The organism is Pseudomonas sp. MIS38 (assembly GCF_019891575.1).
Lineage (GTDB): Bacteria > Pseudomonadota > Gammaproteobacteria > Pseudomonadales > Pseudomonadaceae > Aquipseudomonas > Aquipseudomonas putida_A.
On the sequence record NZ_JAFLXF010000024.1, the window covers coordinates 22,492 to 45,365 of the forward strand.

Genomic DNA, 22,874 nt, shown 5'->3' on the forward strand with positions numbered 1-22,874 from the left:
GCGGCGCCCTCTGTCTCAGGAGTTTCAGCGCACATGAGCGTGAAAAAAGCGGAAGTCGTCATCACCTATTGCACCCAATGCCAGTGGCTGCTTCGCGCCGCGTGGCTGGCGCAGGAACTGCTCAGCACCTTCGGCGATGACCTCGGCAAGGTGTCGCTGGTGCCGGGCACCGGCGGGGTGTTTCACATCAGCTGCGACGACGTGCAGATCTGGGAGCGCAAGGCCGACGGCGGTTTTCCCGAGGCCAAGGCGCTCAAGCAGCGGGTGCGCGATCAGATCGATCCTGCGCGCGACCTCGGCCACAACGACCGCACTCAGTGAGACGCGGCTTCGGCAGCCACGGTTTTCTTGTCGGCGCTGCCTGACATCCGCGCCGAGACCACGATGGCAACGATGATCAGCGCACCACCGATCAGCATGCGCACGGTCGGGTTTTCATCGAACAGCAACCAGGCGACGGTGATTCCGTAGACCGGCTCCATGGCGAATACCACGGCGGCGGTGCGCGCCTTGATCACCGCGAGGCTGGCGACGAACAGGCTGTGGGCGACGCCGGTGCAGAACACCCCGAGCAGGCCGATCCACAGCCAGTCCAGCGCGCGCACTTCACTCAGTTGCGGCGCAGCCACCGGCAGCAGACACAGCGCCACCACCACGTTCTGGCACAGCGCGGCCTGCACCGCCGGGATGCGTCCGGAGCTGGCGCGGTTGGTCAGCGACAGCAGGGCGAACAGCAAGCCCGACAGCACCGCCCAGAGCAACCCGGTGGTGGCGCCGCTGGCCAGATCGAACGCCGGGGTCACCAGCACCAGACCAACGCTGACCAGCACTACCAACACGATTTCATTGGCGCGGATGCGTTCGCGGAAAATCAGCCCTTCGAGAATCACGGTGAACGCCGGGAAGCTGGCAAAACCCAAGGTCGCGATGGCGACGCCAGCGACCTTCACCGCGATGAAAAAACTCACCCAGTGCCCGGCCAGCAACACGCCGCTGAGCGCCAGGCGCCGCCAGTCGACCGCCTGCAGTTTCTGCCAGCCGTGCTGACTGGCGAAGCGGGCGAAAAAGGCCAGGGCGAGCACGGCAAACGCCGCACGCCCGAAGACGATCACCGCCGGCGAGGCGGCCGCGAGTTTGCCGAACACACCGGTCAGGCCGAACATCAGAGCGCCAATGTGCAGGGCGCCGAGGGCGGTACGCGGAGTCATTGCAATCCTTAATCCGAACACAGTTTCAATGTTGCCCATTGAAACGTGTTGCGGCGCAGAAGTCTGTCGGCGAACTAGCGTTTTTTGTCGCAGGAGTCGCGACGCAATTGCCCCGGTGAGGCGCCGAACTCGCGCAGCACCGCCGCCGCGAACGCGCTCTGCGAGCTGTAACCGACCCGACTGGCGATCTCGCCGATCGGCAGCGCGCTCTCGCGCAGCAGGCAGACTGCCTTGTGCAGGCGCCGGCTGCGAATGTATTCCATCGGCGTCTGCCCGCATTCCGCCATGAACCGCGCGTGCAGCCGGGCGCTGGACAGCCCGGCGATCTGCGCCAGATCGGCCACTTGCAGCGGGTAGGCGGCGTATTGTTCGATGTGCGCATCCAGCGCCGCGTAGGGCAGGCGCCGCGCCGAATGTTCGGCAGGTCTGGCGTGATTCAGGCTGGCCAGCAGCAACACCGCGCCTTGCTGGGCGATCAGCGGATCCGTGACCGGGCTGTTCGCCAGCCAGTGGACCAATTGGCTTTGCCCGGCATCAAGCGACAACCGTGCAGGCTGGTCGAGCAAGCGCTGACTGGCGTCGGCGTGCTCGCCCAGCGAATCGTTCAGCCATGGCCCGTCGGGTACGTCCAGCACCAGACAACGGCTGCCATCCGGGCTGCCGCAGGCGTGATGCGCGCCGCCGGGGACGACCACGAAACTCTGCTGGCGCACCTGGCTGCCCTGACCCTCGACTTCGAAATCCAGCGCGCCGGACAGCCCGAACACCAGTTGCGCGTGGTCGTGGCTGTGGACGATCAGGTCGTGGGTGTATTGGCGCAGAGTGAGGATCGGGCGCATGGAAGAAGTCTCCGAAGTGAGCGCCAGTCTACACCGGGGCGACGGGCTTGCGCGCTGTCACACGACTGACGCCTGTCTGTCATGGTCGATTCACCCGGCACGTGCACAGTGGCGAAAACATCGCAGAGGGTTGCCCATGACCAGCGCCGAGCTCGCCAAACCCAGCCGCAAACAACGGGTGCGTACCTTGTGGATTTCCGACGTGCACCTGGGCACGCGGGATTGCCAGGCCGAGCACTTGTCGCAATTTCTCAAGGGCTACCACGCCGACAAGATCTATCTGGTCGGTGACATCATCGACGGCTGGAAGCTGCGCGGTGGCATGTACTGGCCGCAGGCGCACACCAACGTGATCCGTCGCCTGCTGACCATGAGCAAGCGCGGCACCGAGGTGATCTACGTCACCGGCAACCACGACGAATTCCTGCGCCGTTATTCGAAGCTGATCCTCGGCAACATCCAGTTGGTCGACGAGGCCGTTCACGTCACGGCGGATGGCCGGCACCTGCTGGTGATCCATGGAGACCAGTTCGACGTGATCACCCGCTACCACCGCTGGCTGGCCTTCCTCGGCGACTCGGCCTACGAATTCACCCTGACCCTCAACCGCTGGCTCAATCACTGGCGAGCGCGTTATGGCTACGGCTACTGGTCGTTGTCGGCGTACCTGAAACACAAGGTGAAGACGGCAGTGAGCTTCATCAGCGACTTCGAAGAAGCCATCGCCCACGAATGCGTGAAGCGCGAATTGCACGGCGTGGTCTGCGGGCACATTCACCATGCCGAGATCCGCAAGGTCGGCGAGGTGGACTACCTCAATTGCGGCGATTGGGTGGAATCGTGCACAGCATTGATCGAGCACTGGGATGGCACGATCGAGCTGTATCGCCTGGCGGATGCACAGGCGCGGGAGGCACAGCTCAAGGCCGCCAAGGTTGCCGAGATTGCCTAGACCCCAGATATCTCCTGTGGGAGGGGGCTTGCTCCCGAATGCGGTGTATCAGTAAGTACATGTTTGTCTGACACACCGCCTTCGGGAGCAAGCCCCCTCCCACATTGATCTGTGGTGTTCTCAGGCCGGGCTGTGTTCTTCCATCGCCGCCTTGTAGATCGAGTGCTTCGGCTGGGCAAACAACCGCTCCATCATCGGCTCGAAGAAGCTCAGCGGCAGGGTTTCATAGGCCGGGTCGAACGCCGCCGCATCGTACCTGGCGCAAAATTCCGCCGTGGCCTGATACTGCGGATGCGCGGCGAATTGCTCGCGCAGATGCCGATCCATGCCCAGGTGATGGAAGAAGTAATAACCCTGAAAGATCCCGTGCTTCTCGACCATCCACAGATTCTCGGCACTGACGAACGGTTTGAGAATCGCCGCCGCGATGTCCGGGTGGTTGTAGGAGCCGAGGGTGTCGCCAATGTCATGCAGCAGCGCACAGACCACGTATTCCTCGTCACGCCCGTCGCGATAGGCGCGGGTTGCGGTTTGCAGCGAATGGGTCAGGCGATCCACCGGGAAGCCGCCGAAATCGCCTTCGAGCAACTTCAGGTGCGCGATGATCCGCGACGGCAATTGCCGAGCGTAGGCGCTGAAGTCCGCGGCGATGATCGCCCAGTCTTCCTGTGTGCCGTCTTTCATGTGGGTGAAGCGGGCATTGGCGTTCATCGGCAAGCCTCCGGGTGTGTCGGGATTCAGAACGCCACGCGGCCGAGGATCATGTCGCGGTACATGACGAAATCGCCGAGCAGGCTGTACAGCGGATGCTGGAAAGTCGCCGGACGGTTCTTTTCAAAGAAGAAATGGCCGACCCAGGCGAAGCTGTAACCGGCCAGCGGCAGGGCCAGCAACAGCAGCCAGGCGCCTTTGGCGATGGTCATGGCCAGAATGAAAATCACCAGCGTGGTGCCGATGAAATGCAATCGTCGGCAGGTACTGTTGGCGTGTTCGCTGAGGTAATACGGGTAGAACTCGGCGAAAGTGTTGAATTGCTTGATGTTTTCCACGACTGCGATCTCTGTGGTTATTGTTCTGACGGCAAGTTGTTCGGCGGGTAGCTTATTTGAGTCTAGAGTGAACACTGGCATCAGCCAGTGACAATGGGCGCCACTTTAGTATCCTTCGCAAATCGGGTCGTAACATGCGATCCATCATGTAAAAGAATAACGCCATGAGCGAACGAACGACTTCTGCAAGCTGGGCGATGGGGATTGTCAAAGCATTGGAGATGGACGGCCTGGATTGCCGGGTACTGTTCAAGCAACTGGGGCTCGATTACGCGGCCCTGGATGATCCGGATGCGCGCTTCCCGCAAGATTCCATGACCCGCCTCTGGCAACGGGCGGTCGAGCTGTCCGGCAACCCGGCGATCGGCCTGAACATGGGCAAGGTGGTACGCCCGGCGTCGTTCCACGTTGCCGGCTATGCCTTGATGTCGAGCAACACCCTGGCCGAAGGCTTTCAACGCCTGGTGCGTTATCAGCGGATTATCGCCGAGAGCGCCGACCTGAGTTTTCGTCTGCTCGAAGAAGGCTATGCGCTGATTCTGACGGTGCATGGCGATCACCTGCCGCCAACCCGGCAGAGCGCCGAAGCCTCGCTGGCCTGTGCGCTTGGCCTGTGCGGCTGGTTGACCGGACGCACCCTGCACCCGGTCAAAGTGCTGTTTCAGGGTGACGAACCCGCAGACCTGCAACCCTACCGACAAGCCTTCCACGCGCCGCTGATGTTCAACGCGCCGTACGATGCGCTGATTTTCGAACGCGCCGACATGGAAGCACCGCTGCCCACCGCCAACGAAGCCATGGCGCTGCTGCACGACCGGTTTGCCGGGGAGTATCTGGCGCGGTTTTCTGAAAGTCGCGTGACCCACAAAGCGCGCCAGGTGTTGTGCCGTTTACTGCCGCAGGGCGAACCCAAGCGCGATACCGTGGCGCAGACCCTGCATCTGTCGCAGCGCACCTTGCAGCGCCGTTTGCAGGAGGAGGGCACCAGTTTTCAGCAGTTGCTCGACGACACCCGCCGCGAACTGGCCGAGCAGTATCTGGCGCAGCCGAGCATGACCTTGCTGGAGATTGCCTATCTGCTGGGGTTTGCCGATCCGAGCAACTTCTTCCGTGCGTTCCGCCGCTGGTTCGACACCACGCCCGGCGATTACCGGGCGCGGCTGTTGCAGGCGCCGGTCAGTGACGCCAAAAGGCCGGAATACACAGCACAAACACCGTAATGATCTCCAGTCGGCCGAGCAGCATGCCGAATGACAGAATCCACTTCGCGGCATCCGGCAAGGTGGCAAAGTTGCCCGCCGGGCCGATGGTCTCGCCCAGGCCCGGGCCGACGCCGGACACGGTGCTGGCAGCGCCGGTCAACGCGGTCATCCAGTCGACGCCGAGCAGCGACAGCAGCAGGGCGATCACGCAGATGGTGATGGCGAAGAAGAACGAAAAGGTCAGGATCGAACGCACGATCTCTTCGTCGAGACGGTGGCCGTTGTACTTTTGCTTGATCACCGCGCGCGGGTGAATCAGCTGGTTAAGGTTGGCCTTGAGCAGGATGTAGGCGACCTGGAAACGGAAGATCTTGATCCCGCCCGCCGTCGAGCCGGAGCAGCCGCCGACAAAGCCCAGATAGAAAAACAGCATCAGCGAGAAATTGCCCCACAGGCTGTAGTCGCCGAGGGCAAAACCGGTGGTGGTGACCACCGACGTTACGTTCAGCGCCACGTGCCGCAGCGCTTCCAGCCAGTGCAGCTTGGTGGTCCACCAATACCAGGTGCCGAGCACCAGCCAGGTCACCAGCAACATGCCGAGCAAACCCTGCACTTGCTGATCCTTGATCAGTGCCCGACGGTTGCCGCGCATGGTCGCCACATACAGGGTGAACGGCAGGCTGCCGAGAATCATCACGACCACCGCGACCCAGTGCACCGCCGGTTGCGTCCACTTCGCCAGGGACTGGTCGGAGGTCGAGAAACCGCCGGTGGAAATCGCCGACATCGCGTGGTTGATCGCATCGAACGGGCTCATCCCGGCCCACCAGAACGCCAGGCTGCCGAGGATGGTGATACCGACGTAGGCCGCCACAATCAGGCGCGCCACCATGTGCGAGCGCGGCATGACCTTTTCCGAGCGGTCGGATGATTCGGTCTGGAACAGGCGCATGCCACCGATGCGCAGCAACGGCAGAATCGCTACCGCCATGCCGATGAAGCCGATACCGCCGAGCCAGTGCAGCAGCGAGCGCCACATCAGAATCCCCGGGGACATGGTGTCGAGCCCGCTGAGCACGGTCGAGCCGGTGGCGGTGATGCCGGACATGCTTTCGAAGAACGAATCGGTGTAGCTGATGTGCTGGGTCAGCAAAAACGGCAGCGCGGCGAAAATGCACACCACCAGCCAGCTGCTGACGGTCAGCAGGTACATGTCGCGCGGGCGCAGGTGAATGTGCTCCGGGCGGCCCGGAATTACCAGTGCGAGGCCGGCGAGGAAAGTGATCATGCTCGCCCAGAGGAACGACGGCAGATCGCCGGTGCGCTCGAAAATCACCAGGGTGGCCATGGGCACAACCATGGCGATGGCCAGGGTGATCAGGAAGATGCCGATGATGAAACCAATGATCCGTAAGGTCGGCAACGCCATGAAGTCCGCTCGGGCTGATGTAGGAAGGGCGCCATTCTACCCGTGGGGCAGGGCATGTAAACCGGCACCCTATTGCCGGATACCGCTAGAATAGCCGCACATTTTTCTCAGGAGGTGGCCGATGCAGGCTCTCGACGCTTTGCTCAACCGTGTTTCCGTTCCACGCCTGGTCGAACCGGCCCCTACCGCCGAGCAGCGCGAAGCCCTGTTTGGCGCAGCCCTGCGCGCACCGGATCACGGCCACTTGCAGCCGTACCGTTTCCTCACCGTCGAAGGCGCGGCACGTGAGCAAATGGGCGAGTTGCTGGCCGAAGCGGCGCAGATGCAGGAAGGCGAAGTCACTGAAGCGATGATCGACAAGGCGCGCAACGGCCCGCTGCGGGCGCCGCTGGTGGTCGTGGTGATCGCGAAACTGCAGGATCACGTCAAGTATCCGAAGGCCGAGCAGTTGTTGGCGGCGGGGTGTGCGGCTCACGGGATTCTGCTGGCGGCGTATGCGCAGGGGATCGGGGCGGTGTGGCGCACCGGTGATCTGGCTTATTCGGCGCACGTGGCCAAGGGGCTGGGCCTGGCTGATGACGAGCAGGTAATTGCCTTCCTGTACCTCGGCACGCCGCAGAAAGAGCCGCGTGTGGCGGAGAAGGTTGATCTGACTGAATTCGTCAGCGCCTGGCCTTCCAAGGCCTGAACATCAAAAGCCCCTCACCCTAACCCTCTCCCGGAGGGAGAGGGGATTGATTGGGGAATGCGCCAGGGATGCGCCGAGCGGAGCGATCTTCACTGAATCCATATCGACACGGTTTGCCAGGTCGATGCACTTCGCATAACAACTCGGTCGGCTCCCTCTCCTCAAGGGAGAGGGATTGATTGGCATGTTCCAGGGATGCGCCGGGCGGAGCGATCTTCACTGAATCCATAATCGACACGGTTTGCCAGGTCGATGCACTTCGCATAACACCTCGGTCGGCTCCCTCTCCCGGAGGGAGAGGGATTGATTGGCATGCTCCAGGGATGCGCCGGGCGGAGCGATCTTCACTGAATCCATATCGACACGGTTTGCCAGGTCGATGCACTTCGCATAACACCTCGGTCGGCTCCCTCTCCCCAAGGGAGAGGGGATTGATTGGCATGCTCCAGAGATGCGCCGGGCGGAGCGATCTTCACTGAATCCATAATCGACACGGTTTGCCAGGTCGATGCACTTCGTATAACACCTCGGTCGGCTCCCTCTCCCTCCGGGAGAGGGCTGGGGTGAGGGGCTTTTAAGGCTGGACAATTGCCCCTGGCACCAACGGCAATTCCAGGCTGGCGACAAACCCGCCCTCAGGATGATTGGCCAGCAGCAGACTCCCGCCATGCCGCTCCGCCGCGCGCTTGGCAATCGCCAGGCCCAGACCATGCCCGGCCGCCGTCTGCCCCGGCGCCCGGTAGAACGGCTCGCCCAACTGGCTCAGATGCTCGGCCTGCACGCCCGGCCCGTGGTCGCGCACACTCACCACAATTCGTTCGCCCTGACGTGTGGCCTGCAATTCGATTGCCTGCCCCACCGGGTTGAAGCGTTGGGCGTTGCGCAAAAGGTTATCGACGGCGCGCTCGATCATGGTCGGCCAGCCGGTCAGCGTCAGGTGTGGTTCGGCATCCAGGCGCACGGTCTGCTCCGGCGAGCCAAGTTGCGCGTCTTTCTGCAAGGTGCCGAGCAGGGCGTTCAGGTCTACCGCTTCGGCACTGGCGTTGTCGGCATCGACCCGTGCCAGCACCAGAATCTCGCTGATCAGTGCTTCCAGCCGATCACATTCGCGGGTCAGGCGTGGCCAGAGCTTTTCCCGTTCTTCCGGGTTGGCCCGTTCCGCCAGTGCCAGCGCAATCCGCAGTCGCGCCAAAGGTGAGCGCAGTTCGTGGGACACATCGCGCAGCAACTGGCGCTGACTGCCGATCAGGCTTTGCAGGCGCGCGCCCATGCGGTTGAAGTCGTTGGCCAGCACGCCGAACTCATCGCGACGGTTGGCCAGTTTCGCCAGGCTGTTCTGCTGATAGGTGGTCTGCCCCAGATCATGCACCGCACCGCGTAAACGACTGAGCGGGCGGGTGATGGAGAAGGTCACCAGCAGGCTGAACAGGGTCAGCACCACCAGCGCAATGCCCAGCGCACTGAGCGGCCAGAGCAGGCTTTCGCGGTGCCAGGCGTCGAGCTCCGGGTGCGGGATGCGGAAGATGAACAGATAGGTGTCGCCGGTTTTTTCGCTGGTGAATTCGTCGGTCAGGCGCCGCCAGGGCAGGCGTCGGTCATCGTTGTTCTGCCGGGCTTCGAAGGCGGCGGCGCGACGCGGGAAGGTGCCACGCACCACCGGGTCGCCGCTTTCGTTCAGCACCTGGACATCGATGTGATATTGGCGTTTGCGCTGTTCGAGGATGTCCTGCGCGGCTTCTTCGCCCTGGGCTTCGTAGGTTTGCGTCCATTCGGCGGCCAGGGTGTTGAGGCCGGGATGGCGGCTGAGGATCCACGCGTCCTGGTTGAGCATGTGCCCGAGCAGAATCGACAGCCCCGCCACCAGAGCAATGGCCAGCCAGAAGCTCGCGAGAATACGCCAGAACAATGAACGCACAGAAAATCCTCAATCAAACAAAAAACTCAACAATGTGGGAACGGGCTTGCTCGCGAATGCGGTGTGTCAGTCAACATTACTTTGTCTGATACACCGCATTCGCGAGCAAGCCCGCTCCCACATTTGGATTGAGTGGCAACAGAACCGACGGCGCTTAGCCGTCGGATCCGAGGTTATCGCATTATTGCGCTTTTTGCGGTTGTTGCGCTTTCCACGCTTTGAACTCGGCCCATTCGGCGCGGCGTTCAGCCTGTTTCTTCTGGATCTCGTCGAATTTCTTCTGTTGATCCGGTTTCAGCAGGTTGCGTACGTCAGCTTCGGCTTTCTTGTGGTTGGCGGCCATCTCGTCTTTCATTGCTTTCTGGTCAGCCGGCGAGAGTTTTTCCAGGTACTTCTCGACTACCTGGCGACGCTCATGCATCTGCTCGCCCATGATCTTGCGGATCTGATCACGTTGTTCACGGGACAGGTCGAGTTGGCTGTACGGGCCTTTGCCGTGCTCGACGTGCATCTGACCGCCGTGGCGTGGGCCGTCGAGCGGGCCACCCATCGGGCCACCATCCTGTGGCATGGCCATGGCGACGGTTGGCAGAGCGGCAGCGAACATCAGAGCGATAAGAGTCTTGCGCATGGTGTATCTCCTTGTCTCGTTCCCGGTACGTTCCGGATGAGTTCAGATTACGGAGATCAAGGTCAGCGGCGGTCAGCGCTGCGTAAAGCTTGGGTAAAGACGCTTCGTACCCTGCCTGACAAATATCACTGGCACTCCGCCTGTGGCGAGGGAGCAAGCTCCCTCGCCACATATAGCATTCAGGCAGGTATTTCCCGATTTACAGGCTGTAGTAGTAACCACGGCTGCGCAGGGCGACGATTCGTGGGCGACCGTCGGGGTGGGGGCCGATCTTCTTGCGCAGGTTGCTGACGTGCATGTCGAGGCTGCGGTCGTACAGGGTCAGTTTGCGGCCGAGGGCCAGTTGCGCCAGTTCCTGTTTGTCCAGCGGCTCGCCGGGCTGCTTGAGCAGGGCTTCGAGCAAACGACTTTCGGAAACGGTGAGAGTCAGTTCTTTCTCGTCGATGCTGACCACGCCGCGCACCGGGCTGAAGCTCAGGTCGCCCAGTTCGAGCTGGGTCGACACGGCAGCCGGGTGACTGCGGCGCAATACGGCGCGCAGGCGCGCGGTGAGTTCGCGTGGATCGCAGGGTTTGGCCAGGTAATCGTCGGCGCCCAGCTCCAGACCGAGGATGCGGTCGAGCGGTTCGCCACGGGCCGAGAGCATCAGCACCGGCAGCTCCGCGTGTTCGCTGCGCAATTGCTTGAGCAGTTCCAGACCGCTGCCGTCGGGCAGCATCACGTCCAGCACCACAGCGGCAGGCGCCGATTCGGCCAGCGCCTTGCGCGCGCTCTGGCCATCGTGGCAGGCGCGTACCTGGAAGCCTTCCTGGCTCAGCCAGCTACTCAGGAGTTCGCACAACTCCTGGTCATCATCAATCAGTAACAGCTCGCTCATGACTCACTCAATTTAGCCATTGCCGACGTTTTCGGCTTGCTCCACTGGCAAAGATACCGCACAGCAGCGCCAATAGCGCTACCCCGGCGCCGGTGACGAACCATTGCTGCTGTTCGGTCAACAGACGTGGCACCGGGCTGGCCTGGGCTTCCTTGAGTTGCAGCTTCAGGCGCTGGTTCTCCTGGCGCAACCGGGCGAGCTGGGCGCTTTCGCGGGTGTTGTCGGCATTTTGCAGTTGTTTGCTCAGTTCTTCCCGCTGCTGTTCGCTGGCCTTCAGGCGCTGCTGCAACTCGGTAATCTGGCTGCCGGCACTTAATGACAATGGCGTGGAGCTGCCGCTTTCGGTGGTTTCCTCACCATGGGCGGGCGCCATGATCGACAACGTGACCCACATCAGACACAACGGACCTTTGCGCATTGCGATTCCTGCTTGCAAATGGATATTGGGCAGGTTGTCGGCAGGCAAACGAGAATAATGAGCGATTGAGAGCGGTTAGAACCGGGAAGGTTCAGTGCTTGGAGTGGGTTGAGTGTGGCGAGAGAGCTGTTGTGGTGAGGGGATTCAGCGAAACGTCGCACCGCCCCGATGGGCTGCGAAGCAGACCTGAAATGGGAGCATGCGGTGTGTCAGGCACACCGCATTGGATGGCTTTGGGTTGCTGCGCAACCATCGGGGATAAATCCCCTCGCCACAGAGTCCCTCGATATTCCTTGGTTACGGCAAAACCTGCTTGAACGGCTTGACGATCACATTGGCGTACACGCCGGCGGCGATGTACGGATCGGCGTCGGCCCAGGCCTGGGCGGCGCTGAGGGAGTCGAATTCGGCGACGATCAGGCTGCCGGTGAAACCCGCAGCGCCCGGATCATTGCTGTCGACCGCCGGGTGCGGGCCGGCCAGTACGATGCGGCCTTCGCCCTTGAGCACTTGCAGGCGTTCGAGGTGGGCCGGGCGCGCGGCGAGGCGGGCTTCGAGCGAGTTGGCGACGTCGGTGGCAATGATTGCGTAGAGCATGTCAGTCCTCGGTTTTTGGTGTTGTGGTATCGGCGTCATGCAGGTGGCGGGACAGGTAGATGCCCTGACCGACCAGGAACAGCACGGTCATGCCCAGGCTGCCGAACACCTTGAAGTCGACCCAGATGCTCTGGAAGGTGAACGCCACGAACAGGTTGGCAGCGCCGCAGAACAGGAAAAAGGCGATCCAGGCGATGTTCAGGCGGGTCCAGACCGGATCCGGCAGGGTCAGCGCGTGGCCCATGATGCGTTTGATCAGCAGGCGGTCACCGATGAAGTGGCTGCCGATGAAGGCCAGGGCGAACAGCCAGTTGACCACCGGGGCTTTCCATTTGAGGAAGGTCTCGCTGTGGAAGGCCAGGGTCAGGCTGCCGAACACCAGGCAGGCGATCAGGGTCAGCCATTGGCTCTTCTCCAGCTTGCGCTGTTTGATGAACAACGCGCCGTAGACCACCAGGGAGCTGATGATCAGCATCGCCGTGGCGCTGTAAATACCGCCTACAGTGACCTCGTGGCCGGCGATATCGACAACCCGTGGATCAAGTTTGTAAACGATGAAGAACAGCAGAAGCGGGATGAAATCGATGAATTGTTTCACAGTGAGAGCCAGAAGCTGGATGTGGCGGCATAATAACAAACATATGGGCGCGCGATAGCGCCAGCTGATTTGAGGTTACAACTCCCCGTGAATGTTGATTTGCACTGCCACAGCACGGCCTCCGATGGCGCCCTGGCGCCGGCGGTTCTGGTTGCGCGTGCGTTCGAAAACGGCGTGCGAGTCCTGGCGTTGACCGATCACGACACCCTCGAAGGCCTCGCCGAAGCGCGCAGCGCCGCCGAAGAACTGGGCATGCAACTGGTCAATGGCGTCGAACTGTCCTGCACCTGGGGCGGCGCGACCATCCACGTGCTGGGCTACGGTTTCGACGTCAACGCCGGGCCACTGGTCGAGGCGATCGCCCGATTGCACGATGGCCGCTGGCTGCGGTCGGAAGAAATAAGCCGCAAGCTCGGCCTCAAAGGTATGCCCGGTGCCCTCGACGGCGCCCGGCAGATCCAGCAGGAGCTGGGCGACAGCGGCAACGCCCCGGCCCGTCCGCATTTTGCCGACTGGATGGTGCGTGAAGGTTTTGTAAAGGATCGCGCCGAGGCGTTCCGTAAATGGCTCGGCGCCGGCAAGCTGGGTGACGTCAAGCAACACTGGCCGACGCTGGAAGACACCGTCGGCACCCTGCGCGCCGCCGGAGCGTGGGTCAGTCTGGCGCATCCATGGCACTACGATTTCACCCGCAGCAAGCGCCGAAAGCTGATTGCCGACTATATTCAAGCGGGCGGGCATGCAATCGAAGTGGTCAATGGCCATCAGCCCGCGGAACAGGTCGGCAGCCTGGCAATCCTTGCCCGCGAGTTCGGTCTGCTGGTCAGCGCCGGCAGTGATTTCCATGGCCCTGGAGGCTGGTCCGAGATTGGCCAGTACCGGCCGGTTCCCGAGGACCTTCCACCCCTGTGGTGTCGGTTCAAACATGACACAGATATTGCCGCCGTCTGAACAGGTAGAAAACGTGAGTCAATTTTTCCAGATCCATCCGGAAAACCCGCAAGCGCGCCTGATCAAACAGGCGGTCGAGATCATCCGCAAGGGCGGGGTGGTGATTTATCCCACAGACTCTTCCTACGCCATCGGTTGCCAGATCGGCGACAAGACCGCGATCGAGCGCGTGCGCCGGCTGCGTCAGCTCGACGAAAAGCACAACTTTGCGCTGATCTGCAGCGACCTGTCGCAACTGGGCAACTACGCCAAGATCGACACCGGCACCTTCCGCATTCTCAAGGCGCATCTGCCGGGGCCTTACACTTTTATCCTCAACGCCACCCGTGAAGTGCCGCGCCTGTTGCTGCATCCGAAAAAACGCACCATTGGCCTGCGGGTGCCGAGCCATCCGATTGCCCTGGCGTTGCTGGCCGAACTCGGCGAGCCGCTGATGAGCGTGACCCTGATCATGCCCGGCGATGAAGATCCGCTGAGCGATCCGTACGAAATGCGTCAATTGCTCGAACATCAGGTGGATCTGATCATCGACGGCGGTTTTGGCGGGATCAAGGCGTCCACCGTGATTGACCTGACCGGCGACGACCCGGAAGTGATCCGCGTCGGTTGCGGCGACCCCGCGCCGTTCATGGTCGAGGCCTGAATGTCCGCAGTGGAAACCGTTGTCGATCCCCAGGCCGGCGCCCAGCAGGAACTGCCGTTTGCCATGGTCTATGGCCAGGCGGTCACGGAAATGCCGCTGGACCTGTACATCCCGCCGGATGCGCTGGAAGTGTTTCTCGAAGCCTTTGAAGGCCCGCTCGACTTGCTGCTGTACCTGATCCGCAAACAGAACATCAACATCCTCGACATCCCGGTGGCGGAAATCACCCGCCAGTACATGGGCTATGTCGAATTGATGCAGTCGGTGCGCCTGGAGCTGGCTGCCGAGTATCTGGTGATGGCGGCGATGCTGGCCGAGATCAAGTCACGGATGCTCCTGCCGCGCGCCGAAACCGTCGAAGACGAAGAGGACGACCCGCGCGCCGAACTGATCCGTCGCCTGCAGGAATACGAGCGCTTCAAGGCTGCCGCCGAAGGCATCGACGGCCTGAGCCGGGTCGGTCGCGATGTGGTCGTGCCCAAGCTCGACGCCCCGGAAGCCCGGGCGCGCAAGCTGTTGCCGGATGTCGCGCTGGAAGAGATTCTGATGTCCATGGCCGAAGTGCTGCGCCGGGGCGACATGTTCGAGAGCCACCAGGTCAGCCGCGAGGCACTGTCGACCCGCGAGCGCATGAGCGATGTGCTGGAACGGCTCAAGGGCGGCGGCTTTGTGCCGTTCGTCGAGCTGTTCACCGCCGAGGAAGGTCGCCTCGGCGTGGTGGTGACCTTTATGGCGATCCTTGAACTGGTCAAGGAATCCTTGGTCGAGCTGGTGCAGAATGAGCCGTTCGCCGCGATCCACGTGCGAGCCCGAGCCGAATAACGAGTCGAAACATGAACCTGACTGAACCCCGCGAGCTGGCGCCCCTGCTTGAAGCCTTTCTGTTGGCCTCGGGAAAACCGCAATCGCTTGAGCGCCTTTACGAACTGTTCGAAGAAGGCGAACGACCGGAACCTGCGGTCTTCAAGAAAGCCCTGAGCCTGCTGGCCAAGTCCTGCGAGGGCCGCGCGTTCGAGCTCAAGGAAGTCGCCTCCGGCTACCGCCTGCAGATCCGCGAGAAGTTTTCGCCGTGGGTCGGACGTTTGTGGGAAGAGCGGCCGCAGCGCTATTCCCGGGCGCTGCTGGAAACCATGGCGCTGATTGCCTATCGCCAGCCGATCACCCGCGGCGAGATTGAAGACGTGCGGGGTGTGGCGGTCAATACCAACATCGTCAAGACGCTGATCGAGCGCGAGTGGATCCGCATCGTCGGTTACCGCGACGTGCCGGGCAAACCGGCGATGTTCGCCACTACCAAGGCGTTTCTCGATCACTTCAACCTGAAGAACCTCGAAGACCTGCCACCGCTGGCTGAGCTGCGCGAGATGGAAACCGAGCCAGTCCTCGATTTTGACGACGCACCGGTACCGCAGGGCCTGCAGGAACAGGCCGACGCCAGCGCCGAGCCGGAAGAACCGAAGGAAGAAACCAGTTTCCACACGCTGTTGCTGGAGCTGGACAGCATGGAGGAGGGGATCAAGACCGACTTCGACGATCTGTTGCGCAATGCTGCGGATGGTGAAGCGTCGACGACTGAGCCGGAAGCCGAGACCGTCGAACCGGCGATTGACGTTGAACTTGAGGCCGAGCCTGAAGCCGAACCGGAAGAGGACGTGCTGGGCGTTGCCGAGGCCCGGGAAAAACTCCTGGCCGCCGTCGCCGCCCTCGAACAACCGGTGCCAGAACCTGAACCCGAGCTGAGCGAAGAAGAAGCCGAAGCCCGTGCGCTGGCGGAAGCCATCGAGGCCGAACGCCGCGAGTTCGAGGACTGACCCGGTTTTCAGGATCACTGGTCAACCCCTGTGGGAGCGGGCTTGCTCGCGAATGCGGTGTGTCAGCCATTCATGTATTGCCTGACACACTGCATTCGCGAGCAAGCCCGCTCCCACAGGGTCAAGTGTCGTTCTGGAGTATTCGATGAGTTCCACCAAAGACCCGTGCATCAGCCTGTGCAAGTTCAGCGACGACATCTGTCTCGGCTGTGGCCGCAGCAAGCGCGAGATCCGTGCCTGGAAGAAACTCGACAAAGACGACAAGCGCACGGTGCTGGCCGAAGCCGCGCTGCGCCTGATCAAGCTCGGTGGCGCCGGTCGGCGGAAAAAGAAATAACTGTCGTTCGATCAGCTAGTCTCTGATGCGCGATGGCGCACATCCGCGTATGATTCGCGACCCTTCGGCGATCCCTTCGCCCGAAAACCAGATTTCAATGCTTCAGGCGTCGCCTGAACAGACCACACCGGGAGGTGCCCAGATGAGTGACATCAATCAGCAAGACGACCAGGAAATCGGCCCAGCAGGCGAAAAACTGCAGAAAGTCCTCGCCCGTATCGGCGTTGGCTCGCGCCGTGACGTCGAAGCCTGGATCAGCCAGGGCCGGATCAAGGTCAATGGCAAAGACGCCACCCTCGGCCTGCGCGTCGACATGCACGACGCCATCACCATCGATGGCAAGGTGATCAAGCGCGAAGAGGCTGCCGAGTCGGTACGCCGCGTGATCATGTACAACAAGCCCGATGGCGAGATCTGCACCCGTGACGACCCGGAAGGCCGTCCGACCGTGTTCGACAAGCTGCCGCGTCCGAAAGAAGGCCGCTGGATCAACATCGGTCGTCTCGACATCAACACCACTGGTCTGCTGATGTTCACCACCGACGGTGAACTGGCCAACCGTCTGATGCACCCATCCTACGAGATGGACCGTGAGTACGCCGTGCGTGTACGCGGTGAAGTCGACGACGAGATGATCGAGCGCCTGAAAGCGGGCGTGGTGCTGGAAGACGGCCCGGCGCGTTTCACCGACATTCAACAGGCACCGGGCGGCGAAGGCTTCAACCACTGGTATCACTGCGTGGTGATGGAAGGCCGTAACCGTGAGGTTCGTCGTCTGTGGGAATCTCAAGGGCTGGTGGTTAGCCGTCTGAAGCGCGTGCGTTTCGGTCCGGTGTTCCTCAACTCTGATCTGCCAATGGGCCGCTGGCGCGAAATGAGCCAGTACGAAGTCGATGTACTGAGTGCTGAAGTCGGCCTGACGCCAGTAGCGATGCCGCAACTCAACGCCAAGAGCAAGGACAAGCTGGAACGTATGCAGCGCAAATCGTCGCGGCCGATGGCCAAGACCGAGCGCGTGCGTACCCTGCGTCCAGCCGCTGGCGCGCCGACCGGTCCGCGTCCGAGCCGTGAGCCGCAGATCGAAGGCGAGCGTCCGGGTCGCAAGCCAGTGGCCCGTGATGGCGAGCGCGCACCGCGTCCGGCCAACGGTCGCACCGAACGTGGCGAAGGTCGTGCGCCGGCCGGCCGTGGTACGCCGGTCGCTGATCGTCCTGCCGACACCACCAACAAGCGTCCGGCCAAGCCTGCACCGAAGCGTCCGGGGATCAAACTGGTCGACGGCGACAAGCCGTCGGGCAAGCGTCGTGGTGCTCCGGCCGGTTCCGGTCAGCGTCCGGGTTTCGGGCGCAAGAAGCCGGAGTGATCGGCTTTAGCGTCTGAATGAAAAACGCCAACCGCAGGGTTGGCGTTTTTTTTCGTCTGGCGAAAGAGTTGCATTGGCTGAACCGGCCTCTTCGCGAGCAAGCTCGCTCCCACAGTGGATCTGCGTCGTACACAAATCCTACTGTGGGAGCGGGCTTGCTCGCGAAGAGGCCAGTGGCTTCAATAAAGAAAAATCAGGCTAGAACACAAACCGCCCATCAAACACCGGCTTGTCATCCAGCGCCAACACTCCGCCGGAGAAGATCAGGTCCAGGTGATGACTGCCCTTGGCCCCACCGCCCAGTCCCAGATGCAACCCACAATGCCGCTCTTCGAACCCGGCATTGCGCGCATACAGATCTTTTACCCCTTCGTTGGTGCCAATCCCCAGTTCCTCGATGCGCCGGTTCGACGGGTTGGCGTCCAGGTATTTGTTGAAATCATGCTCCAGCCCCGGCACGTCGGTGGCGATGCGGCTGATGGTCGAATTCTCGATCCACAGTTCCAGTGGCGACTCCAGCACGCCGTACTTGCGCGCAAACGGGATGGTGCTGAGGAACGTGCCCTTGAATTTCACATGGCCGTTGATGGCTTCGCTGTGGGTGGCGATTTCGCCGGGGGCCAGGTCGAAGTTGCCGACACCGTTGATGTCGGTCCACTTCTTGATGCTGCTCAGCGGCGTTTCAAACCAGGAGCCGTGGTCGTCCTTGAAGCTCAGCGTCGTCGCTTGAGACATGCGCTGGATCAAGTGGCTGTTGAGCCCGGCGATGCGCTGCGGGGTGACGCTGAAAGTGTCGTAGAAATAGTCGCCGTAATCCTTGAACAGCAGCGACTTCTTCCAGTTTTCCGTCATCACGCCCTGCAGGGCGCGAACGAACTCCGGGCCGTCGGGGCGCGGGTTGGGCAGGGTGGAAGAGTCGTAGAAGAAAATGTACAGATCGCTGTCGGCAATCGCCGCGGTCAGCGTTGCGGTGCTTTCCAGGTCCAGGCGACGGGCACTGAACGTGAAGCGGGGATGATCGCCGGCCTGTTCGGCGATGGCGCCGGTCAGGGCTTCGTAATCGGCGGTATGGCCGAGCAGTACCTTCGCCGAATCGAGACCGGCAAGGGCAGGGTGATGTTCGAGGTAGTAAAGGAAATGCGAGATCGCGCGGGGCTTATCCATGAGTCCTCCCTGACTGACCGTGAAGAAAGCGGCAGGCACGACCGGCCGGATCGTGCCTGCCCGGGGATGTCTTACAGAGGCCACATCGCCGTGCCGAACGGAACCACCGCGTCGGCTTGCATCATTTCCACGGCCGCCTCATGGGTTGGTGCTTCAAACCATTCGTCCAGTTGCAGTTCGGTATCCAAGTCTTTTTCCAGTGCTTGCATGGTCGATCTCCTAGATGACTTTCACGGTTGTGACTGGCCGGTCGAGTTGGCCGGCAAGACGTGAAGAACCTAGTTCAGGGAGTTTTGTAATGCAAAAAATTATTTATTTAAAATTTAAATAAACTTTTTATTCTGTTTTTAAACGACGGTTTTCTTATTTGAAAACAAAAAACTAAACGGCAACTTTTATTAGCAAGCTTGCTACCGTCAATTTGCAGACGTCCTACAGAATTTTCCGAAATGGAAAATCTGCGTTACGCCTCGTAAAGAAAAGTTTACGAAAACCCCGGTAAAGCCCAGTGGATTTACCCCTCTGCCGAGGCTGTAAGGAAAACCTGCCGAAGCCCGGCTGCAAAGGCGTCGCGCAGGGCTCTGGCGCGCTTGTTTCAGCGCTGTTTGCAGGGTGAGATGCGCCTCATGCCTGTCGTGCAGGTGCATAACAAGAAGGAGGCGCAATGAACGCCGTGATCGATCTCCACTTCTCTGCGCGGGACGTTTTTTTCCTCGTCCCCGTCGATGGCCAGCAAAGGCCTGACTCAATTTTTGCAGCCGCCCGAGTGTCTCGAGGCGGACCCACGCAATCCCGGCAAGCGCCACGCTGATCCAGCGGGGTCTGGCAGCAGGGGGTTAGCGGTGTACAATGCGCCGCGTTTTAACTGTGACCCTCTGCGTAATCGCGCAAACCTCAAGGTTATCCGCCTTGTTCACTCCGCCACGTCACAAGCGTGTCGGGTTCGATTTCGTCACAGATAAAAACAAACAGGTGACGCATGACCGTTGTAAAAACGCTGAATTCCTGGTGCTTGCGCTGGGGTTTGATCGGGGTTGTCTGAAATCGCAACCTTGCAGCAACGTCTACTGAACATCATCAAACCTTGCGTGGGACCTTTTTCATGAGTGGACAAAACTCGCAATCAGGCGAGCTGAAACGCGGCCTGAAAAATCGCCATATTCAACTGATCGCCCTCGGTGGCGCGATCGGTACCGGATTGTTCCTCGGCTCGGCCGGGGTCCTGAAATCCGCCGGCCCGTCGATGATCCTCGGCTACGCCATCTGCGGCTTCATCGCCTTCATGATCATGCGCCAGCTCGGCGAGATGATCGTCGAAGAGCCGGTGGCCGGTTCCTTCAGTCATTTCGCGCACAAGTACTGGGGCGGTTTTGCCGGTTTCCTGTCGGGCTGGAACTGCTGGATTCTGTACATTCTGGTGGGCATGTCGGAGCTGACCGCGGTCGGCAAGTACATCCACTACTGGGCGCCGGACATCCCGACCTGGGTCACCGCCGCCGCCTTCTTCGTGCTGATCAACGCGATCAACCTGGCCAACGTCAAAGTCTTCGGGGAGGCCGAATTCTGGTTCGCGATCATCAAAGTCGTGGCGATCGTCGGCATGATTGCGCTGGGCAGCTACCTGCTGGTCAGCGGCCATGGCGGCCCGCAGGCCTCGGTCAGCAACCTGTGGTCGCACGGCGGGTTCTTCCCCAACGGCGTCAGCGGTCTGGTGATGGCGATGGCGATCATCATGTTCTCCTTCGGTGGCCTGGAAATGCTCGGTTTCACTGCAGCCGAAGCCGACAAGCCGAAAACCGTGATCCCGAAAGCGATCAACCAGGTGATCTACCGCATCCTGATTTTCTACATCGGCGCGCTGGTGATCCTGCTGTCGCTGACTCCTTGGGACAGCCTGCTGGCAACCCTCAACGCGTCCGGCGATTCGTACAGCGGCAGCCCGTTCGTGCAGGTGTTCTCGATGCTCGGCAGCAACACCGCTGCGCACATCCTCAACTTCGTGGTGCTGACCGCGGCGCTGTCGGTGTACAACAGCGGCACCTACTGCAACAGCCGCATGCTGCTGGGCATGGCCGAGCAGGGCGATGCGCCGAAAGGTCTGGCGAAGATCGACAAGCGCGGCGTGCCGGTGCGTTCGATCCTGGCTTCCGCAGCGGTGACGCTGGTGGCGGTGCTGCTCAACTATCTGATCCCGCAGCAGGCGCTGGAACTGCTGATGTCGCTGGTGGTTGCAACGCTGGTGATCAACTGGGCGATGATCAGCTTCTCGCACTTCAAGTTCCGTCAGCACATGAACAAGACGCAGCAGACACCACTGTTCAAGGCGCTGTGGTACCCGTACGGCAACTACATCTGCCTGGCGTTCGTGGTGTTCATCCTTGGCGTGATGCTGCTGATCCCGGGCATCCAGATCTCGGTGTATGCGATTCCGGTGTGGGTCGTGTTCATGTGGGTCTGCTACGTGATCAAGAACAAGCGTGGAGCGCAGCAGGCGCTGCACGCGGCGGGTTCTGCCGCGAAGTAAGCCAGACGCAGAAAGTGAGAAACCCGGCCAATGTGCCGGGTTTTTTATTGGTCGTCAGACGTATTCGGCGATGGGATGGGCTGTGCAGAACGCTTCGGTCTGCAACCGGAATTGCTCGCGCAAGGCCGGTTCCAGCAGGTAATCCTGCTCGCTGATCGGTCTCACACTGTCGAGGATCCGGCAGATCAGATCGACGATCTGGCGACATCCCTGCGGATCGATTCTGCGCTGCGCGATGGAGCCCGTGCCGATGCGCAGACCGCTGGTAATGAGTGAAGGGCGTGTCTCGCCCGGTACACGATATTTGTCCACGATAATTGCGCAACGCTCCAGCGCCGACTCGGCAATGGCGCCGGTGATGCCGCCACGCAACCGAATCAATACCGTATGGTTTTCACTGCCCCCGCCGACGACTTCGTAGTCGTGAGCCTGAAAGGCGCTGGCGAACTCGTCAGCCGTGCTACGAACCCGCCCCATGCTTCTGTCGAACTCCGTGGACTTTGCGTAAGCCAGAGCCGCCGCCTTCGCAGCGATCATGTTGACGGCAGGCGCGCCCTGCATTCGCGGATAAACGGCCTGGTCGAGGGCGCGGCTGAATGTCGTCCTCAAGCCGGGCACCTTGGTTTTCGCCGCTTGACCCGAAAGGATCAGACCGCCGCGCGGGCCCATGAGTTGTTTGTGGGTGCAGGTGGTGGTGACGTGTGCGACGTCGATCGGACTGGGATGCCGCCCTGTGGCAACCAGTCCGGCGATATGCGAAATATCGGCGAGCAGGATGGCGCCGGCTTCATCGGCAATCTCGCGAAATCGTTGGAAATCGATGACCCGTGAGTACGCCGTCGCGCCGCACATGATGATGCGTGGGCGATGGGCGAGCGCCAGTTTGCGCACCTGGTCGTAATCGATGACCCCCGCTGAAGTCGTGCCGTACCGAATCGCCTTGTAGTAAATGCCGGCGAATGAGGTGGAACTGCCATGGGTGTGATGGCCGCCGTATTTGACGCCCATTCCCAGCAAGGTATCGCCTGGTTCGAGCAGGGCGGTCAGCACGTGGTAATTGGCGTTTGATGCCGAATGCGATTGCACGCTTGCGTACTGGGCATCGAACAGTTCCCGCGCTCTGCGAATGGCAAGCGCTTCGACCAGATCGACGTTTTCGCACCCGCCGCCGTAACGTCTGCCGGGCAACCCCTCGGCCGTCACATTGACCAGTGCCGAAGCGGAGGCGGCCAGGGTCATGGGCGTGACGGCGCAAGAGGAGGAGACCAGCGACAGCACCTGGTGCTGACGGGCAACTTCCGCGTCGAGGATCCCTGCCAGTTCGGCGTCTTGCGCCCACAGATCCGCCAGGCCCCGTTGCAGCAGATCAGCCTGGTTCATGAGCGGTTCGGTATGGACTGCCATTGTCTGTATTCCTTCCCTGTGTGCAGCGCGCTGCGAACGAGCGCGACTTCCTTGGTTTTACCGGAGGGTGCGTGCGTTTCTGCCCTTGCCCGACCGGATACAGCGGATTCCTTGTTTTCGCGGCAGTGCGCGCAAACTAATCTCTGTATCGACGGCCCGTTTTCTGCTGACTGCGGTCGCTGCCGACAGCCCGGTTGCCCGACGCATCATAGGTTTTTCACGGCGGAACACCAGAAAATTAATCAGAAAAATGAACATTGTTCAAATAAAATGA

General features: G+C 61.3%; 25 protein-coding genes. 11 read left to right on the forward strand and 14 right to left on the reverse strand.

Annotated features, from left to right (window positions below; genetic code table 11):
- Window positions 1-33 precede the first annotated feature (33 nt).
- Window positions 34-321: a SelT/SelW/SelH family protein gene (locus tag J1G18_RS23095; RefSeq protein WP_223008640.1), complete on the forward strand. Its 288-nt coding sequence runs from the start codon at window positions 34-36 to the stop codon at window positions 319-321.
- Here J1G18_RS23095 and J1G18_RS23100 read toward each other — a convergent pair.
- Window positions 315-1,208 carry a DMT family transporter gene (locus tag J1G18_RS23100; RefSeq protein ID WP_210557844.1) on the reverse strand — a complete coding sequence of 298 codons (894 nt, stop codon included), beginning with the start codon at window positions 1,206-1,208 and terminating at the stop codon, window positions 315-317. The genes J1G18_RS23095 and J1G18_RS23100 overlap by 7 nt on opposite strands.
- A 74-nt stretch (window positions 1,209-1,282) precedes the next feature.
- Window positions 1,283-2,047, reverse strand: a complete 765-nt coding sequence (locus J1G18_RS23105) for an AraC family transcriptional regulator (protein ID WP_223008643.1) — start codon at window positions 2,045-2,047, stop codon at window positions 1,283-1,285.
- 136 nt (window positions 2,048-2,183) lie between these two features.
- Between J1G18_RS23105 and J1G18_RS23110 the strand changes: the two genes are divergently transcribed.
- A complete protein-coding gene (locus J1G18_RS23110; RefSeq protein WP_007966031.1) occupies window positions 2,184-2,999 on the forward strand; it encodes a UDP-2,3-diacylglucosamine diphosphatase in 816 nt (271 codons plus the stop codon).
- A 120-nt stretch (window positions 3,000-3,119) separates the two neighbouring features.
- Here the strand turns inward: J1G18_RS23110 and J1G18_RS23115 are convergent, their stop codons facing one another.
- Together J1G18_RS23115 and J1G18_RS23120 are read right to left on the reverse strand one after the other, a co-directional pair.
- Entirely contained in the window at window positions 3,120-3,710 is a 591-nt protein-coding gene (locus J1G18_RS23115; protein WP_098967777.1) for an HD domain-containing protein, read from the reverse strand.
- Window positions 3,711-3,736: 26 nt separating this feature from the next.
- Window positions 3,737-4,048, reverse strand: a complete 312-nt coding sequence (locus J1G18_RS23120) for a DUF962 domain-containing protein (protein WP_003222750.1) — start codon at window positions 4,046-4,048, stop codon at window positions 3,737-3,739.
- A 164-nt stretch (window positions 4,049-4,212) separates the two neighbouring features.
- Here J1G18_RS23120 and J1G18_RS23125 point away from each other — a divergent pair, with 164 nt between their 5' ends.
- On the forward strand, window positions 4,213-5,268 hold the full coding sequence (locus tag J1G18_RS23125; RefSeq protein WP_210557841.1) for an AraC family transcriptional regulator: 1,056 nt from the start codon (window positions 4,213-4,215) through the stop codon (window positions 5,266-5,268).
- On the opposite strand, the gene J1G18_RS23130 is transcribed toward J1G18_RS23125, so the two are convergent.
- Window positions 5,225-6,679 carry a TrkH family potassium uptake protein gene (locus J1G18_RS23130; RefSeq protein ID WP_097090175.1) on the reverse strand — a complete coding sequence of 485 codons (1,455 nt, stop codon included), beginning with the start codon at window positions 6,677-6,679 and terminating at the stop codon, window positions 5,225-5,227. The two genes, J1G18_RS23125 and J1G18_RS23130, sit on opposite strands and share 44 nt — an antisense overlap.
- Window positions 6,680-6,800: 121 nt before the next feature.
- Here J1G18_RS23130 and J1G18_RS23135 point away from each other — a divergent pair, with 121 nt between their 5' ends.
- On the forward strand, window positions 6,801-7,367 hold the full coding sequence (locus tag J1G18_RS23135) for a nitroreductase family protein (RefSeq protein ID WP_134785715.1): 567 nt from the start codon (window positions 6,801-6,803) through the stop codon (window positions 7,365-7,367).
- A 574-nt stretch (window positions 7,368-7,941) separates the two neighbouring features.
- On the opposite strand, the gene J1G18_RS23140 is transcribed toward J1G18_RS23135, so the two are convergent.
- From J1G18_RS23140 to J1G18_RS23165, 6 genes are all read right to left on the reverse strand, one after another.
- Entirely contained in the window at window positions 7,942-9,282 is a 1,341-nt protein-coding gene (locus J1G18_RS23140) for a sensor histidine kinase (RefSeq protein WP_223008645.1), read from the reverse strand.
- Between the two features lie 181 nt (window positions 9,283-9,463).
- Window positions 9,464-9,913, reverse strand: a complete 450-nt coding sequence (locus J1G18_RS23145) for a Spy/CpxP family protein refolding chaperone (RefSeq protein WP_223008647.1) — start codon at window positions 9,911-9,913, stop codon at window positions 9,464-9,466.
- Window positions 9,914-10,112: 199 nt separating this feature from the next.
- Window positions 10,113-10,790, reverse strand: coding sequence for a response regulator transcription factor (locus tag J1G18_RS23150; RefSeq protein WP_183781805.1), 678 nt, complete (start codon window positions 10,788-10,790; stop codon window positions 10,113-10,115).
- Window positions 10,791-10,797: 7 nt separating this feature from the next.
- Entirely contained in the window at window positions 10,798-11,208 is a 411-nt protein-coding gene (locus J1G18_RS23155) for a translation initiation factor 2 (protein ID WP_095139331.1), read from the reverse strand.
- A gap of 297 nt (window positions 11,209-11,505) precedes the next feature.
- Entirely contained in the window at window positions 11,506-11,805 is a 300-nt protein-coding gene (locus J1G18_RS23160; RefSeq protein ID WP_007966019.1) for a YciI family protein, read from the reverse strand.
- 1 nt (window position 11,806) lies between these two features.
- Window positions 11,807-12,403 carry a septation protein A gene (locus J1G18_RS23165; protein ID WP_027613975.1) on the reverse strand — a complete coding sequence of 199 codons (597 nt, stop codon included), beginning with the start codon at window positions 12,401-12,403 and terminating at the stop codon, window positions 11,807-11,809.
- Between the two features lie 87 nt (window positions 12,404-12,490).
- Between J1G18_RS23165 and J1G18_RS23170 the strand changes: the two genes are divergently transcribed.
- The 6 genes from J1G18_RS23170 to rluB all read left to right on the forward strand — a co-directional run bounded on the left by J1G18_RS23170 (window position 12,491) and on the right by rluB (window position 17,508).
- Window positions 12,491-13,354, forward strand: coding sequence for a PHP domain-containing protein (locus tag J1G18_RS23170; protein ID WP_098967785.1), 864 nt, complete (start codon window positions 12,491-12,493; stop codon window positions 13,352-13,354).
- Window positions 13,355-13,367: 13 nt separating this feature from the next.
- On the forward strand, window positions 13,368-13,997 hold the full coding sequence (locus J1G18_RS23175) for an L-threonylcarbamoyladenylate synthase (protein ID WP_007966016.1): 630 nt from the start codon (window positions 13,368-13,370) through the stop codon (window positions 13,995-13,997).
- A 123-nt stretch (window positions 13,998-14,120) separates the two neighbouring features.
- Window positions 14,121-14,819, forward strand: coding sequence for a segregation and condensation protein A (locus J1G18_RS23180; protein ID WP_171061841.1), 699 nt, complete (start codon window positions 14,121-14,123; stop codon window positions 14,817-14,819).
- Window positions 14,820-14,830: 11 nt separating this feature from the next.
- Entirely contained in the window at window positions 14,831-15,808 is a 978-nt protein-coding gene (gene scpB, locus J1G18_RS23185; RefSeq protein ID WP_223008649.1) for an SMC-Scp complex subunit ScpB, read from the forward strand.
- 145 nt (window positions 15,809-15,953) lie between these two features.
- A complete protein-coding gene (locus J1G18_RS23190; protein ID WP_047292462.1) occupies window positions 15,954-16,145 on the forward strand; it encodes a DUF1289 domain-containing protein in 192 nt (63 codons plus the stop codon).
- A gap of 142 nt (window positions 16,146-16,287) precedes the next feature.
- The gene (rluB, locus tag J1G18_RS23195) at window positions 16,288-17,508 is read left to right on the forward strand and encodes a 23S rRNA pseudouridine(2605) synthase RluB (protein WP_095139335.1); all 1,221 of its coding nucleotides are present in this window, start codon (window positions 16,288-16,290) and stop codon (window positions 17,506-17,508) included.
- Between the two features lie 198 nt (window positions 17,509-17,706).
- Here the strand turns inward: rluB and J1G18_RS23200 are convergent, their stop codons facing one another.
- Together J1G18_RS23200 and J1G18_RS23205 are read right to left on the reverse strand one after the other, a co-directional pair.
- Window positions 17,707-18,672, reverse strand: a complete 966-nt coding sequence (locus J1G18_RS23200) for a leucyl aminopeptidase (RefSeq protein WP_223008652.1) — start codon at window positions 18,670-18,672, stop codon at window positions 17,707-17,709.
- A gap of 71 nt (window positions 18,673-18,743) precedes the next feature.
- Complete coding sequence (locus J1G18_RS23205) at window positions 18,744-18,881, reverse strand: hypothetical protein (RefSeq protein ID WP_003222780.1); 138 nt, start codon at window positions 18,879-18,881, stop codon at window positions 18,744-18,746.
- Window positions 18,882-19,774: 893 nt separating this feature from the next.
- Between J1G18_RS23205 and J1G18_RS23210 the strand changes: the two genes are divergently transcribed.
- Entirely contained in the window at window positions 19,775-21,196 is a 1,422-nt protein-coding gene (locus J1G18_RS23210) for an amino acid permease (protein WP_027613968.1), read from the forward strand.
- Between the two features lie 54 nt (window positions 21,197-21,250).
- Here the strand turns inward: J1G18_RS23210 and glyA are convergent, their stop codons facing one another.
- Window positions 21,251-22,600 carry a serine hydroxymethyltransferase gene (gene glyA / locus J1G18_RS23215; protein WP_223008654.1) on the reverse strand — a complete coding sequence of 450 codons (1,350 nt, stop codon included), beginning with the start codon at window positions 22,598-22,600 and terminating at the stop codon, window positions 21,251-21,253.
- Between the last annotated feature and the right edge of the window lie 274 nt (window positions 22,601-22,874).

Bases quoted from the DNA above. Each gene is read 5' to 3' on its own strand.
- J1G18_RS23100 (WP_210557844.1), bottom strand. From the start codon at position 1,208: ATGACTCCGCGTACCGCCCTCGGCGCCCTGCACATTGGCGCTCTGATG.
- rluB (WP_095139335.1), top strand. From the start codon at position 16,288: ATGAGTGACATCAATCAGCAAGACGACCAGGAAATCGGCCCAGCAGGC.
- J1G18_RS23145 (WP_223008647.1), bottom strand. From the start codon at position 9,913: ATGCGCAAGACTCTTATCGCTCTGATGTTCGCTGCCGCTCTGCCAACC.
- glyA (WP_223008654.1), bottom strand. From the start codon at position 22,600: ATGGCAGTCCATACCGAACCGCTCATGAACCAGGCTGATCTGCTGCAA.
- J1G18_RS23095 (WP_223008640.1), top strand. From the start codon at position 34: ATGAGCGTGAAAAAAGCGGAAGTCGTCATCACCTATTGCACCCAATGC.
- J1G18_RS23155 (WP_095139331.1), bottom strand. From the start codon at position 11,208: ATGCGCAAAGGTCCGTTGTGTCTGATGTGGGTCACGTTGTCGATCATG.
- J1G18_RS23115 (WP_098967777.1), bottom strand. From the start codon at position 3,710: ATGAACGCCAATGCCCGCTTCACCCACATGAAAGACGGCACACAGGAA.
- J1G18_RS23210 (WP_027613968.1), top strand. From the start codon at position 19,775: ATGAGTGGACAAAACTCGCAATCAGGCGAGCTGAAACGCGGCCTGAAA.
- J1G18_RS23125 (WP_210557841.1), top strand. From the start codon at position 4,213: ATGAGCGAACGAACGACTTCTGCAAGCTGGGCGATGGGGATTGTCAAA.
- J1G18_RS23160 (WP_007966019.1), bottom strand. From the start codon at position 11,805: ATGCTCTACGCAATCATTGCCACCGACGTCGCCAACTCGCTCGAAGCC.
- J1G18_RS23205 (WP_003222780.1), bottom strand. From the start codon at position 18,881: ATGCAAGCACTGGAAAAAGACTTGGATACCGAACTGCAACTGGACGAA.
- J1G18_RS23105 (WP_223008643.1), bottom strand. From the start codon at position 2,047: ATGCGCCCGATCCTCACTCTGCGCCAATACACCCACGACCTGATCGTC.
- J1G18_RS23190 (WP_047292462.1), top strand. From the start codon at position 15,954: ATGAGTTCCACCAAAGACCCGTGCATCAGCCTGTGCAAGTTCAGCGAC.
- J1G18_RS23150 (WP_183781805.1), bottom strand. From the start codon at position 10,790: ATGAGCGAGCTGTTACTGATTGATGATGACCAGGAGTTGTGCGAACTC.
- J1G18_RS23135 (WP_134785715.1), top strand. From the start codon at position 6,801: ATGCAGGCTCTCGACGCTTTGCTCAACCGTGTTTCCGTTCCACGCCTG.
- scpB (WP_223008649.1), top strand. From the start codon at position 14,831: ATGAACCTGACTGAACCCCGCGAGCTGGCGCCCCTGCTTGAAGCCTTT.
- J1G18_RS23130 (WP_097090175.1), bottom strand. From the start codon at position 6,679: ATGGCGTTGCCGACCTTACGGATCATTGGTTTCATCATCGGCATCTTC.
- J1G18_RS23200 (WP_223008652.1), bottom strand. From the start codon at position 18,672: ATGGATAAGCCCCGCGCGATCTCGCATTTCCTTTACTACCTCGAACAT.
- J1G18_RS23110 (WP_007966031.1), top strand. From the start codon at position 2,184: ATGACCAGCGCCGAGCTCGCCAAACCCAGCCGCAAACAACGGGTGCGT.